This window comes from Citrobacter sp. CF971 (assembly GCF_006385635.1).
Lineage (GTDB): Bacteria > Pseudomonadota > Gammaproteobacteria > Enterobacterales > Enterobacteriaceae > Citrobacter > Citrobacter freundii.
Window position 1 is genome coordinate 2,030,668 of record NZ_CP041051.1, and the last position, 12,551, is coordinate 2,043,218.

Sequence of the window (12,551 nt, forward strand, 5' to 3'; positions counted from 1 at the left end):
TTTTGAATAAATATACATAAATTGTCATGAGTTTTAGATAAGGAAATAGCGGGGAGGGTAAATAGTCCGCATGGGTAATTATTAGATAGGGATTAATATTCTTTGAATAAATGGCGAGGGATTAATCTATATTCTGAGATTCACATCGTACTCATAACGGAGTATCAGAAAAAAGTATGATAATTTTAGAAAATCGTCATACTTTTCTGCGCCGCATCATTTTTTTCGTCATTTCTGTCCGCCATAATCCCTTCCCCAGGAGACTGCTTAACGACTGTAAATCGTTATGCAGCATAAAAATAACGTAAATCTGGATAACATAATGATCAAAGGCAAGCTGGCACTGCTTACGTGCGCATTGACTCTCGCATTAACCTCACCACTTCTCGCCGCGCAAAATGCGAGCGAAGGGCAGACGTTAAAACTGGCAATTGGACCGGAGCCAACGGAAGGTTTTGACCCGATGCTGGGCTGGAGTCATGGCAGCTATCTGCTTTTGCATGCACCATTATTAAAACAAAATGCAGATATGAGCTGGGGAAACCTGCTGACGGAAAAAGTAGAGACCAGCGCAGACGGCAAAACCTGGACGTTGACGTTAAAACCTGACCTTAAATTCTCTGATGGTTCGCCGCTAACCGCTGAAGATGTGGTGTTCACCTATAACAAAGCAGCAAAAAGCGGCGGCAAAATCGACATGGGAAACTTCACCCATGCCAGTCTGAAAGATAACCGCACGGTAGAAATTACGTTGCGTAGCCCGCAAAGTACCTTTGTGAACGTGCTGGGTTCATTAGGAATTGTTCCGCAAAAACGGTATGACGAAAAAACATTCGCTAAAAATCCGATTGGCGCGGGTCCGTATCGACTGGTGAGTTTTCAGCCGGGGCAGCAGTTGATCGTTGAGGCTAACCCCTGGTATGCCGGTAAGAAAAATGATTTCAGTAAGCTGGTGTTTGTCTTCCTTGATGAAGATAACGCTTATGCCGCAGCGCGTAGCGGCCAATTGGGACTCGTACGTATCGCGCCGTCGATGGCGGTCACTCCTCAGCAGAAAAATTTGAAACTTTGGGTACGCGACAGCGTGGAAAACCGTGGCATTGTGTTCCCGATGGTTCCTGCAGGTAAAAAAGACGCCAATGGCTATCCGATTGGGAACGATATCACTGCCGATGTTGCCATCAGGCGCGCCATCAACTACGCCATCGACCGTAAGCAGCTTGCCGATCAGGTCATGGAAGGCCATGCGATTCCGGCGTATAGCGCGGTTCAGGGTCTGCCATGGCAGGGACAATCAGTTGCGTTCAAAGATGGCGATAGCGAAAAAGCGCGAACGATTCTGGAAGAAGCCGGCTGGAAGGTGGGTAAAGATGGCGTACGTGTGAAGGACGGTAAAGAGGCTCGCTTAACGTTGTGGTACGCCAGCGGTGACAGTACACGCCGGGATTTAGCCGAAGCCGTACGTGCGATGCTGGAGCCAGTGGGTATTCAGATTTCTCTGCAATCCGGGAGCTGGGAAACTGTTGAGCGGCATATGCATGCCAACCCGACGCTGTTTGGCTGGGGAAGTCTGGATCCGATGGAGCTTTTCCATCACTACAGTAATCAGGCTGCGGGCGTGGAATATTACAATCCAGGCTATTACAGCAATCCTGTCGTTGAGCAGCATCTTAAACAGGCAATTGACGCTCCGGACTGGCAAAAAGCGTTGCCGTTCTGGCAACAAGTTGAGTGGGATGGCAAGCAAGGGGCTGGCGTGCAGGGCGATGCTGCCTGGGCATGGCTGCTGAATATTCAGCATACCTACCTGGCAAATCCGTGTATTGACTTAGGTAAAGGCGCACCGGAGATTCACGGTAGCTGGTCACTGCTCAATAATCTGGATGAATGGACCTGGACCTGCCGTTGATGAAGTCTGTTGTGGGCCATTTTCTACGGCTGATAGTGTTATTAGTGCTGGTTGCGGCTGGCACTTTTGTGCTGCTCAGCTTTTCTCCGGTCGATCCGATTCGGGCTTATATCGGCAACGATCTCCTGCATGTGCCGCCGGAGCAATATGCGCGTATCGCGGCTCGCTGGGGATTGGACCAACCGCTATGGGAGCGTTTTAGTCACTGGTTTGTCCGTGTATTACAGGGCGATCTCGGCTATTCAATGTTGTTTAACGCACCGGTTGCCAGCGTGATCAAGGAACGCTTTTCTACCTCGTTTGCGCTGCTTGGTGGCGCGTGGCTGCTCTCTGGCATATTGGGAACGGCAATGGGGTTTGTCGCGGGTCGCTATCTGAATCGCTGGCCGGATAAAGCAATCTGTCGCCTCAGTTATCTGCTTTCTTCGCTGCCGACCTTCTGGATTGGCATGCTGTTGCTGGCGTTATTTGCCGTGCGCTGGCCGGTATTTCCGGTCTGCTGCGCGTGGGAGCCGGGCAACAGCGGCGATATGGCGACGCTGACTGAGCGTCTGCGCCATTTGGTGCTTCCCGTTTGCGCGCTCAGTTTGCTGGGATTGGGACAAATTACGCTTCATACACGGGAAAGCATCGCCAGCGTGATGAAAAGCGATTTTGTCCGTTTTGCGCGTTCTCAGGGAGATAAAGGCTGGTCACTGTTACGCCATCAGGTTCTGCGTCATGCAATTACGCCTGCGCTGTGTTTGCAGTTTGCCTCGCTGGGGGAGCTGTTGGGAGGCGCATTATTGGCCGAAAAAGTCTTTGCTTACCCGGGACTGGGGCAGGCCACTATTGATGCTGGATTACGTGGAGATCTGCCGTTACTGATGGGAATTGTATTGTTCAGTACCGTATTGGTGTTTATTGGTAACTCGCTGTCTACCTGGCTTGTCCGTATGTTGAACCGTGCTCTGGAACGACCTGATGCTCTATAACCCGACGCCGACGCTGATTCGTCTTTTGCTCTCATTTAGCTGCCTGTTATTCATTGCAGTGTATGGTGCCGCAATGCTGGATAACCTGTTGAGCGTTAATCTGCTTGCCCGGCATTTACCGCCTGATGCGCTGTACTGGTTTGGCACCGACAACCTTGGTCGCGACCTGTGGATCCGTTGTTTTCAGGGCGCGTTAACCAGTCTGCAAATTGGTATTGGTGCGGCGTTGTGCAGCGGTTTCATTGCGTTAGTGATGGCGGCGGTTTCGCGCATACATCCGCGTCTGGATGTGCTTATGCGTCTGATTACTGATGCCATGCTGTCGATGCCGCATCTGCTGTTGCTCATTTTGATCTGCTTTACGCTAGGCGGCGGGAAAAACGGCGTGATTATGGCGGTTGCGCTGACCCACTGGCCGCGTCTGGCGCTGATCCTGCGTGCTGAAGCGCAGCGCGTGGCCCACAGTGACTACTTGACGCTGACCTGGCGTCTGGGACACGGACATTTTTACTGCTGGCGACATCACTATCTACCCGCCTTATTACCTCAATGGCTAACGGGAACACTGCTGATGTTTCCCCACGCGGTGTTGCACAGTGCGGCGTTAAGCTTCCTCGGTTTTGGGCTGGCACCGCATGAACCGTCACTGGGACTGCTGCTGGCGGATGCGCTGAGATTTATCAGTCATGGCGATTGGTGGTTGGTGCTGTTTCCGGGACTGATGCTGTTCAGTCTGGTGATGTTATTCGATCAGCTCGCAAGGGCGGTACATCGTTTATGGTTACGAGGTGACGCATGTTGAGTTTAAGACAGGTCTCGCTGGAGGTGGCGCGTTATCGCTGGTATGGCGCGAGAAACTGGTCTTCGCTGTTGCAGGATATCTCTTTCGACGTGGCACCGGGTCAAATGGTGGCGTTAGTGGGAGGAAGCGGGGAGGGTAAGAGCCTGCTGCTGCAATGCCTGCTCGATCTCTTACCGGAGAATTTGCGCTTCCAGGGCACTATCACGCTGGAGGGAAAAACGCTGAACAGCGATGATATTCGCAAATGTCGTGGCAATACCTTCAGCTATGTCCCGCAAGGCGTTCAGGCGCTTAACCCGCTGCTCTCGATTGAAAAGCATCTGCGCAGGGCATGCCAGCTTTCTGGCCAACAATGGAATGCCGGAAAAATTGAACGATTGCTCCAGCGTAGCCGACTGGAAAGTCGCGTATTAGATGCTTTTCCGCGCCAGCTTTCAGGCGGTATGGCGAAACGTGTCCTGGCCTGTCATGCGTCTCTGAGTCAGGCTCGCTATATTCTGGCTGATGAAATTACCGCCTGGCTTGATGCACCTCTGGCTAATCAACTCCTTGAACAGTTGCGTGAGCAATGTGAGCAAGGGGCTGGCGTTTTATGGGTAACGCATGACCTCACGCTGGCGGCCCGCCATGCGGATCGTATTGTCGCGCTGCATCAGGGAAGGGTGTCGGATAACGTCAGCCGGGAACAGCTGTTACGCGGAGAGATTAGCGAACATCTGCAACGACAATGGCGGGCGCTGCCTGAAAGAAATCAACTTTTTGGAGAGCGCGATGTTGTGCTGTCGTGATGTAACAATCCGTCAGGGAGAAAAGGTTCTGTGGCAAAATCTGACCTTCTCTCTACACCCTGGAGAACGTATTGGGATTTGTGCGCCAAGTGGGACGGGCAAAACGACGCTGGGACGCGTGCTGGCGGGCTGGCAGAAACCAACTTCGGGTGACATTCTGGTTGATGAACAACCGTTACCGATGCACCAGTATTGCCCGGTGCAACTGGTGCCACAGCATCCGGAATTAACTTTTAACCCCCGACGCAGCGCCGGTGATGCGGTTCATGATGCCTGGCGACCGGATGCTGAAATGCTTACCCGTCTTCACATCAACCCAGAGTGGTTAACTCGCCGCCCCGGACAACTTTCTGGCGGTGAACTGGCGCGAATTGCTTTACTTCGTGCGCTGGACCCGCGGACACGTTTTCTTATTGCTGATGAAATTACCGCCCAGCTCGATCCTTCCATTCAACGGGATATCTGGGCGCTGCTGCTTGAAGAATGCCAGCGTCGGCCATTGGCTATGCTGATTATCAGCCATCAACAGGCCCTGCTTGAGCAGCTTTGTTCCAGCAAACTCCTTGTAACGTGAAATGAGATAAGGCTTGTAGCTGATCTATTGATTAAATTGATATGTTATATTATAACATTCGCTCGCAAATGATTTGAGGGTGAAATTTTGGCTATTTGTATTAAAAAACTGACAATTGCTCTGGGGATGCTTTTAGTCAGTGGTTCGGTTATGGCGCACGGTCATCATTCCCATGGTGCACCGATGAGCGAAGCAGAACAAAAGGCGTCGGAAGGGGTTTTTGATGATAACCAGGTGCAAAATAGGGCTCTGACCGACTGGGATGGCATGTGGCAATCTGTCTATCCGTATCTGGTCAGCGGCGAGCTTGATCCGGTCTTCAAAAAGAAAGCGGAGAAAGACAAAAGCAAAACGGCAGAACAAATTAAAGATTACTACCGTAAAGGTTATGCAACCAACGTAGACACCATCGGCATCGAAAATGACGTAATGGAATTTCACACCGGTAATCAGGTTGCATCATGTAAATACGACTACGCCGGTTATAAAATTCTGCACTATAAGTCAGGCAAGAAAGGTGTACGTTATCTGTTTGAGTGTAAAGACGCTAACAGCAAAGCACCTAAATACGTGCAATTCAGCGATCATATTATCGCGCCGCGTAAATCGAGCCACTTCCATATCTTTATGGGAAATACCTCGCAGGCAGCTTTGCTTGAAGAGATGGAAAACTGGCCGACCTACTACCCTTACCAGTTGAAGGGAGAAGAGGTTGTGGATGAGATGCTGCACCATTAATCCGGGCTAACCTTATCTGTACACACCCGTCACCAGTGGCGGGTTTTTTAATTCATAACCTTCTCTTTCCATCACCCGATGCATTCGTTAGCATATTGTCTCGCAGCAAGTGCATGTGTTTTTTCAGGAAGAGGTTAACGTGTTCGCAGAGTATGGAGTTCTGAATTACTGGACGTATCTGGTGGGGGCTATTTTTATCGTGCTGGTACCGGGGCCAAATACGATATTTGTGTTGAAGAACAGCGTTGGTCGGGGAGTGAAGGGCGGTTATCTCGCCGCAAGCGGTGTGTTTATCGGCGATGCCGTGTTAATGTTTTTGGCCTATGCCGGAGTTGCCGCATTGATCAAAACAACGCCCGTTTTGTTCAACATCGTTCGCTATCTTGGCGCGTTTTATCTGCTGTACCTCGGTGCGAAGATCCTGTATGTAACACTGAAATCGAAAGCAAGCGATGCCGCGCCTGAAGAAGTCCCGTTTGGCGCTATTTTTAAACGTGCGTTAATTCTGAGCCTGACGAATCCTAAAGCTATTTTGTTTTATGTGTCGTTCTTTGTGCAGTTTATTGATGTCAATGCGCCGCACTCAGGGCTGTCATTCTTTATTTTGGCTATTACGCTTGAGATAGTGAGCTTTTTCTACCTGAGCTTTCTTATTTTCTCCTGCGCGTTCGTGACGCAGTATATCCGTACGAAGAAAAAGCTGGCCAAAGTGGGTAATTCCCTTATTGGTCTGATTTTTGTTGGTTTTGCCGCTCGTCTGGCCACGCTTCAGTCGTGACGCCATTGGCCCGTTGGTTACGGCGGGCCTTCAATATTACACCCTGCAATTCATTTATAATTGTATTGTTATAACCAATAAATGGTATTTTAAATGTATATTATGAGGCGTACCCTGTGTACAGCAGCGGTTCAGTAAGAACTCGCTGGTTGTCGACTGGAAAAGGGAAGAAAAATGCTTCAAATTCCACAGAACCATATCCATACACGCTCTACTCCATTCTGGAACAAAGAAACGGCACCTGCCGGAATTTTCGAACGCCACCTTGATAAAGGAACCCGTGCCGGGGTTTACCCTCGACTTTCGGTTATGCAGGGGGCGGTCAAATATCTCGGATACGCAGATGAACATAGCCCGGAGCCCGTAGAGGTGATGGTTATTGAAGCCGGTCAGTTTGGCGTTTTTCCACCGGAAAAATGGCATAACATCGAAGTGATGACCGACGACACTTACTTTAATATCGATTTTTTCGTTGCCCCGGAAGTTCTGATGGAGAGCGCGAATCAACGAAAAGTCGTGCGCACCGGCAAGGAGTAAATCATGGGCAAAGCAACCTATACCGTAACAGTGACCAATAACAGCAACGGCGTGTCAGTCGATTATGAAACTGAAGCGCCGATGACGCTGTTGATTCCGGATGTGGCCGCTGAAGTGGTTAAAGACCTGGTCAATACGGTACGTTCATACGATACCGAGAATGAGCACGACGTCTGCGGCTGGTAGATGTTAGCCTCTGCCTCTGATTGCATATTTAATGAGATGGTCACTCCCTCCTTCCCGGTACTATGCTGAGGACAGGCTTTCATTCGGAGAACTATCATGGAAAACATTGCGCTCATTGGTATCGATCTGGGTAAAAACTCTTTCCATATTCATTGCCAGGATCGTCGCGGGAAGGCTGTTTACCGTAAAAAATTTACCCGGCCAAAGTTGATCGAATTTTTGGCGACATGCCCCGCTACAACCATCGCAATGGAAGCCTGTGGCGGTTCTCACTTTATGGCACGCAAGTTGGAAGAGTTGGGGCATTCCCCAAAGCTGATATCACCACAATTTGTCCGCCCGTTCGTTAAAAGCAATAAAAACGACTTTGTCGACGCCGAAGCTATTTGTGAAGCTGCATCGCGTCCGTCTATGCGTTTTGTGCAGCCCAGAACGGAATCTCAGCAGGCAATGCGGGCTCTGCATCGTGTCCGTGAATCCCTGGTTCAGGATAAGGTAAAAACAACCAATCAAATGCATGCTTTTCTGCTGGAATTTGGCATTAGCGTTCCCCGAGGAGCTGCCGTTATTAGCCGACTGAGTACCATTCTTGAGGATAATAGTTTGCCTCTTTACCTCAGCCAGTTATTGCTGAAATTACAACAGCATTATCACTATCTTGTTGAGCAGATTAAAGATTTGGAATCCCAGTTGAAACGAAAGTTGGACGAAGATGAGGTTGGACAGCGCTTGCTGAGCATTCCCTGCGTCGGAACACTGACAGCGAGTACTATTTCAACTGAGATTGGCGACGGGAAGCAGTACGCCAGCAGCCGTGACTTTGCGGCGGCAACAGGGCTTGTACCTCGGCAGTACAGCACGGGAGGTAGGACGACATTGCTGGGAATTAGTAAGCGAGGTAATAAAAAGATCCGAACTTTGTTGGTTCAATGTGCCAGGGTATTCATACAAAAACTGGAACACCAGTCTGGCAAATTGGCCGATTGGGTCAGGGATTTACTGTGCCGGAAAAGCAACTTTGTCGTCACTTGTGCTCTGGCAAACAAGCTGGCCAGAATAGCCTGGGCCCTAACGGCACGACAGCAAACTTATGTAGCATAACGGCAGAAATACACCGGTTTAAAGAATTACTGATCTGGTTTTGCGAATACTGATATTGATGATACTAACGGCCCACCGGCCTGTTGAGGAACCTGTAAAACGGAAAGGCTCATTGAAGCCGTATATTTTCTGGAGGTTCATCAGGCGCGGAACTCATCAAGGCGCGGGAATAAAATCCCATTCAGACGCCGGATAGATTCAAGCAAGCCAACTTGTCGTCAAAATCGGTGTTGCAAAAACGGGAGTGACCATAGATTCGTTTTTGATTTATAAACCGCACTGCGTTTCTCTGGCGCAGAGCGGTTTTTTTATCCGTGTTAAACCTGGAAATATCCGGAAAAAGATTTCTTAAGAATACCTTAAGAAATCCGCATTGATTGCTAATGTTGGATCATTCACAGGGGTTATGATCGTGAAACAGTCACAATACAGAACCTCGCTTATGAAACTGAATACCCGACTAACATTACCCACTTTCATTCTTGGGCTGATCATCGTAGCGATCCCGTTCACTGCGAACTGGAATCTACCTTTGCTCAACGGTACTGTCGTCAGATGGATTGAGAATGGCCAGGCGTTATGGCTGCTGTTTGGAGCGCTTTTTACTCTCAGCTACATCCGGCCTTTATCACGTCCTGAAGGCGAGAAACAATTTTGGCTTTGGGCGGCTGTGTGGTGGTTGGTGTTGCTGGGTCGCAGTACCAGTTGGGGCCGTGATTATTTCCCCGAGCACCCTAAACTTCTGTTCAGAGTTATCTCAGTGGTATTGATTGCAATGATTATTCTGCCTGTCCTGATATCAAAACGCTTACGCCAGGATATTGCCCGTCGCTTACGCAATGAACCGCTGCCGCTATGGCTGTTAGCGATCACCACCTGTGCATTTTTGATCTCCGATACGGTAGAGCATCATCGTCTGCTGGCCCCTGTCTTTTTGCACAACGCGCAGTACGGCGATCTCATTGAAGAGCTGTATGAACTCCCGTTTATGGTAGGATTGTTCCTGATGAACCTCGGTTTTATGCAGCGGGATAAGCAGGAAGAATCTGCTGCTATTCCCTTTAGTGAACCACAGCTGGCGAAGTAACGAGAAAATACCTGAGTCTGGATGACCAGACTCAGGCGGTTAGCGAGGTGACTTACGCAATGGCCTCGCACAAGCGTGATTTCATGTCGCTATACGTCTGTGCGGCATACTTTTCAGCCCATCCCTGATCGCTAATGTGCTCAATACTTACGGCGCAATATTTGGTTTCCGGCGTTTTCGAAATAGGATCGAGGTTATCCTGGGTTAACTCGTTACACGCACCAATCCACCATTGATAGGTCATATACACCGTTCCGGCATTGATACGCTCGGATACATCCGCGCGGCTGATGACCTTACCACGACGCGAGCTGACCCATACCAGGTCACGATGACGAATACCCAGTTTTTCTGCATCATGAGTATTGATTTGCACATACCCAGGCTCATCTGCCAGGGCTTGCAGCGCTGCGCAGTTGCCGGTCATTGAACGACAGGAGTAGTGCCCAACTTCACGCACTGTACACAGGACCAGCGGATACTTTTCATCAGGAACTTCTGCGGGCGCTCGCCATTGTGCGGCAAACAGTTTGCCTTTGCCATTGGCGGTATCAAACTGGCTGTTCGCGTAAAGGTAAGGTGTGCCGGGGTGATCGAGCTCCGGACATGGCCACTGAACATGCCCCATTTCACCCATTTTCTCATAGGTTACGCCGTAGAACAGCGGGCACAGCTCGCGCATCTCATCCCAGATTTGCTGGTTACTTTGATACCGCATGGGATAGCCCATTTCACTGGCCAGCAGGCTGATGATCTCCCAGTCACGCTTGACATCACCTGAGGGTTCAATCGCTTTTTCAAAACGCTGGAATCCACGATCGGCGCAGGTAAAGACACCACCGTGTTCACCCCAGGAGGTGGCCGGCAGGAGGACGTCGGCCATTTCCGCTGTCTTGGTCATGAAGATATCCTGCACGACAATAAAATCGAGCGCGTTAAACCCTTCGCGGACCAGACCTAAATCGGCCTCGGTTTGCAACGGATCCTCCCCCATGATGTAGTAGGCTTTAATTTTGCCTTCAATAGCCAGATGCGGAACTTCGGTGATGCGCGTCCCAACCTTGTCATCCATCTGATTAACGTCAATGCCCCAGGCGTTGGCGAATTTCTCCCTGACGGTGAAATCGGTCACGTCCTGATACCCAGGGAACTGGTTAGGCAGTACCCCCATATCGCACGCGCCTTGCACGTTATTCTGCCCACGCACCGGCCCAACGCCGACGTTAGGACGTCCCAGATTGCCGGTCAGCAACGCCAGGCTCGACAAACCACGAACCACGTCAACGGCCTGGCCAAACTGGGTGACGCCCATTCCCCACATCACGGTTGCCGATGGCGCTGCGGCAAATGTACGCATCGCCTGACGAACCTGCTGTGCGGGAACACCCGTTAAATGTTCAACGGCTTCAGGCGCATAGTCCTTCACGGTTTCCCAGTATGTTTCCAGTCCTTCCGCATGCTTTTGTACATACTCGCGATCGTAGAGTTGCTCTTCGATGAGGACATGGCCAAAGGCGTTAACCAGTGCCATATTACAACCGTTTTTTAACTGCAAATGTTGGTCAGCGATACGAGCAGTTTCAATACGACGTGGGTCACAGACAATGATTTTTGCGCCATTCTGGCGAGCTTTAATTACCCTGCGAGCCACGGTTGGGTGCGAGTCGGCGCAGTTATAGCCAAAGATCAGCAGACATTTTGAGTTTTCAATGTCGCTGATGGAATTGCTCATGGCGCCATTGCCTAATGTTTCCTGTAACCCGGCAACGGAAGGGCCGTGACAGACACGGGCGCAGCAATCGACATTATTGGTATGGAGAACGCCACGTGCGAATTTTTGCATCACGTAGTTGGTTTCATTCCCTGTTCCGCGTGAAGACCCAGTGGTCATAATGGCGCGGGGGCCATAGGTATTTTTGATTTCAGATAAGCGTTTTGCGGTGTAACGAATGGCTTCATCCCAGCTAACGGGAGTGAATTTTCCACCTTTTTCATAACGGATCATCGGGCGAGTCAGACGGGGAGTCAGAAGGCGAGTGTCGTTAAGAAAATCCCAACCATAGTAGCCTTTCAGGCATAACTGATTTTGGTTCGTTACACCCTCTGCGGCCTCGGCGCGGATGATTTTGTTATTCTCAACAACAAGCTTGAGCTTGCACCCGGCCCCACAGTATGGGCATACACTGGTGATTTTTTTCATCAATAACAGACCTGTTAAATGCTGAAATAGCGCGAATTGTAAACGGAGCCGCGCGATACGCATCGCGGACTACGATTTGTCATAGTGACCGGCTGCTTAAGCATAAATCGTGCCAGAAGTGAAAACCCAGTAATTGCAGGGACTGAGGGCGAATGAGTAAAGCAGAATGACTGACGATTCGACATTAATGACGAGCTACGTCAGGGAAAATGTCGCATCGAATGGTTTAACCTTATGAAAGATCAGAAAAAGATGAAAATAGCAGGTGATACCGATCACAAATTTTAATTTTTCAGCGCTATGCTATGCTTTTATACAACGAGCGAATCGTTAACTTAAAAACATAAGTGAGGGATATTATGGGCATTATTTCATGGGTGATTTTCGGTCTTATCGCTGGGATTTTGGCAAAATGGATTATGCCGGGTAAAGATGGCGGCGGATTCTTTATGACCATCATCTTAGGGGTTGTCGGTGCGGTAGTGGGTGGCTGGATCAGTACCTTCTTTGGTTTTGGTAAAGTTGATGGTTTCAATTTTGGCAGTTTTGTCGTAGCGGTTATCGGTGCGATTGTGGTGCTGTTTATCTATAGAAAAGTCAAAAGTTAAGTAAACATGCAGACAATAGAGGCCACTGATAAGTGGCCTTTTTCTTTGGTTACCACCACCCCAGTTCCGTGCCCAGAACCACGATGATAGCCACGCCAATCATAATAAGCGTTGTTTTTTTCATCGTTATGCTCCAGGCGCAGCGTAACCGCCAATAAAAAACCAGGATAAGAAAACGACAGCGGAAATGAAAATAATGACAGGGAAAATAATACCGAGTCGCATACGATTATCTACCAGAGTTATTTAAAGACGAGTCAGCATAGCAG

The 12,551-nt window shown here is 49.7% G+C and carries 15 protein-coding genes; 12 read left to right on the forward strand and 3 right to left on the reverse strand.

The features are described 5' to 3' along the window. Nucleotides 1–286 precede the first annotated feature (286 nt). The 11 genes from E6P06_RS13200 (at nucleotide 287) to E6P06_RS13250 (ending at nucleotide 9,474) form a co-directional block, all read left to right on the forward strand. The gene (locus E6P06_RS13200) at nucleotides 287–1,909 is read left to right on the forward strand and encodes an ABC transporter substrate-binding protein (protein WP_139935311.1); all 1,623 of its coding nucleotides are present in this window, start codon (nucleotides 287–289) and stop codon (nucleotides 1,907–1,909) included. Further along, nucleotides 1,909–2,883, forward strand: coding sequence for an ABC transporter permease (locus E6P06_RS13205; RefSeq protein ID WP_003846681.1), 975 nt, complete (start codon nucleotides 1,909–1,911; stop codon nucleotides 2,881–2,883). The genes E6P06_RS13200 and E6P06_RS13205 overlap by 1 nt, the downstream gene beginning before the upstream one ends. Beyond that, nucleotides 2,873–3,685, forward strand: coding sequence for an ABC transporter permease (locus tag E6P06_RS13210; RefSeq protein WP_139935312.1), 813 nt, complete (start codon nucleotides 2,873–2,875; stop codon nucleotides 3,683–3,685). The genes E6P06_RS13205 and E6P06_RS13210 overlap by 11 nt, the downstream gene beginning before the upstream one ends. After that, nucleotides 3,679–4,473, forward strand: a complete 795-nt coding sequence (locus E6P06_RS13215) for an ATP-binding cassette domain-containing protein (protein WP_003840859.1) — start codon at nucleotides 3,679–3,681, stop codon at nucleotides 4,471–4,473. Before E6P06_RS13210 ends, E6P06_RS13215 begins: the two co-directional genes overlap by 7 nt. After that, on the forward strand, nucleotides 4,457–5,047 hold the full coding sequence (locus E6P06_RS13220) for an ATP-binding cassette domain-containing protein (RefSeq protein ID WP_139935313.1): 591 nt from the start codon (nucleotides 4,457–4,459) through the stop codon (nucleotides 5,045–5,047). The genes E6P06_RS13215 and E6P06_RS13220 overlap by 17 nt, the downstream gene beginning before the upstream one ends. A gap of 126 nt (nucleotides 5,048–5,173) precedes the next feature. Further along, nucleotides 5,174–5,785 carry a metal-binding protein ZinT gene (gene zinT / locus E6P06_RS13225; RefSeq protein WP_231865366.1) on the forward strand — a complete coding sequence of 204 codons (612 nt, stop codon included), beginning with the start codon at nucleotides 5,174–5,176 and terminating at the stop codon, nucleotides 5,783–5,785. Between the two features lie 139 nt (nucleotides 5,786–5,924). Further along, on the forward strand, nucleotides 5,925–6,563 hold the full coding sequence (leuE, locus tag E6P06_RS13230) for a leucine efflux protein LeuE (protein WP_139935314.1): 639 nt from the start codon (nucleotides 5,925–5,927) through the stop codon (nucleotides 6,561–6,563). Nucleotides 6,564–6,737: 174 nt separating this feature from the next. Next, entirely contained in the window at nucleotides 6,738–7,100 is a 363-nt protein-coding gene (gene yeaR, locus E6P06_RS13235) for a DUF1971 domain-containing protein YeaR (protein WP_003030735.1), read from the forward strand. A 3-nt stretch (nucleotides 7,101–7,103) separates the two neighbouring features. Next, nucleotides 7,104–7,286 carry a DUF1869 domain-containing protein gene (locus E6P06_RS13240; protein WP_003840863.1) on the forward strand — a complete coding sequence of 61 codons (183 nt, stop codon included), beginning with the start codon at nucleotides 7,104–7,106 and terminating at the stop codon, nucleotides 7,284–7,286. A 96-nt stretch (nucleotides 7,287–7,382) separates the two neighbouring features. Continuing rightward, on the forward strand, nucleotides 7,383–8,387 hold the full coding sequence (locus tag E6P06_RS13245; protein WP_000427623.1) for an IS110-like element IS4321 family transposase: 1,005 nt from the start codon (nucleotides 7,383–7,385) through the stop codon (nucleotides 8,385–8,387). Nucleotides 8,388–8,829: 442 nt separating this feature from the next. Continuing rightward, nucleotides 8,830–9,474: a hypothetical protein gene (locus tag E6P06_RS13250; RefSeq protein ID WP_003846676.1), complete on the forward strand. Its 645-nt coding sequence runs from the start codon at nucleotides 8,830–8,832 to the stop codon at nucleotides 9,472–9,474. A 52-nt stretch (nucleotides 9,475–9,526) separates the two neighbouring features. On the opposite strand, the gene fdhF is transcribed toward E6P06_RS13250, so the two are convergent. Then, a complete protein-coding gene (gene fdhF / locus E6P06_RS13255) occupies nucleotides 9,527–11,674 on the reverse strand; it encodes a formate dehydrogenase subunit alpha (protein WP_139935315.1) in 2,148 nt (715 codons plus the stop codon). 359 nt (nucleotides 11,675–12,033) lie between these two features. Here fdhF and E6P06_RS13260 point away from each other — a divergent pair, with 359 nt between their 5' ends. Next, nucleotides 12,034–12,282 carry a GlsB/YeaQ/YmgE family stress response membrane protein gene (locus E6P06_RS13260; RefSeq protein ID WP_003030729.1) on the forward strand — a complete coding sequence of 83 codons (249 nt, stop codon included), beginning with the start codon at nucleotides 12,034–12,036 and terminating at the stop codon, nucleotides 12,280–12,282. 49 nt (nucleotides 12,283–12,331) lie between these two features. Here the strand turns inward: E6P06_RS13260 and yoaJ are convergent, their stop codons facing one another. Together yoaJ and E6P06_RS13270 are read right to left on the reverse strand one after the other, a co-directional pair. Beyond that, nucleotides 12,332–12,406, reverse strand: coding sequence for a protein YoaJ (gene yoaJ / locus E6P06_RS13265; protein ID WP_099530266.1), 75 nt, complete (start codon nucleotides 12,404–12,406; stop codon nucleotides 12,332–12,334). A 2-nt stretch (nucleotides 12,407–12,408) separates the two neighbouring features. After that, nucleotides 12,409–12,507, reverse strand: a complete 99-nt coding sequence (locus E6P06_RS13270; RefSeq protein ID WP_032941789.1) for a YoaK family small membrane protein — start codon at nucleotides 12,505–12,507, stop codon at nucleotides 12,409–12,411. Nucleotides 12,508–12,551 lie beyond the last annotated feature (44 nt).

Excerpts from the sequence above, each read along its gene's own strand:
- E6P06_RS13250 (WP_003846676.1), top strand. The coding sequence starts at position 8,830 with ATGAAACTGAATACCCGACTAACATTACCCACTTTCATTCTTGGGCTG.
- E6P06_RS13270 (WP_032941789.1), bottom strand. The coding sequence starts at position 12,507 with ATGCGACTCGGTATTATTTTCCCTGTCATTATTTTCATTTCCGCTGTC.
- E6P06_RS13245 (WP_000427623.1), top strand. The coding sequence starts at position 7,383 with ATGGAAAACATTGCGCTCATTGGTATCGATCTGGGTAAAAACTCTTTC.
- E6P06_RS13260 (WP_003030729.1), top strand. The coding sequence starts at position 12,034 with ATGGGCATTATTTCATGGGTGATTTTCGGTCTTATCGCTGGGATTTTG.
- E6P06_RS13220 (WP_139935313.1), top strand. The coding sequence starts at position 4,457 with ATGTTGTGCTGTCGTGATGTAACAATCCGTCAGGGAGAAAAGGTTCTG.
- E6P06_RS13215 (WP_003840859.1), top strand. The coding sequence starts at position 3,679 with ATGTTGAGTTTAAGACAGGTCTCGCTGGAGGTGGCGCGTTATCGCTGG.
- E6P06_RS13205 (WP_003846681.1), top strand. The coding sequence starts at position 1,909 with ATGAAGTCTGTTGTGGGCCATTTTCTACGGCTGATAGTGTTATTAGTG.
- fdhF (WP_139935315.1), bottom strand. The coding sequence starts at position 11,674 with ATGAAAAAAATCACCAGTGTATGCCCATACTGTGGGGCCGGGTGCAAG.
- yeaR (WP_003030735.1), top strand. The coding sequence starts at position 6,738 with ATGCTTCAAATTCCACAGAACCATATCCATACACGCTCTACTCCATTC.
- zinT (WP_231865366.1), top strand. The coding sequence starts at position 5,174 with ATGCTTTTAGTCAGTGGTTCGGTTATGGCGCACGGTCATCATTCCCAT.
- E6P06_RS13210 (WP_139935312.1), top strand. The coding sequence starts at position 2,873 with ATGCTCTATAACCCGACGCCGACGCTGATTCGTCTTTTGCTCTCATTT.
- E6P06_RS13240 (WP_003840863.1), top strand. The coding sequence starts at position 7,104 with ATGGGCAAAGCAACCTATACCGTAACAGTGACCAATAACAGCAACGGC.
- E6P06_RS13200 (WP_139935311.1), top strand. The coding sequence starts at position 287 with ATGCAGCATAAAAATAACGTAAATCTGGATAACATAATGATCAAAGGC.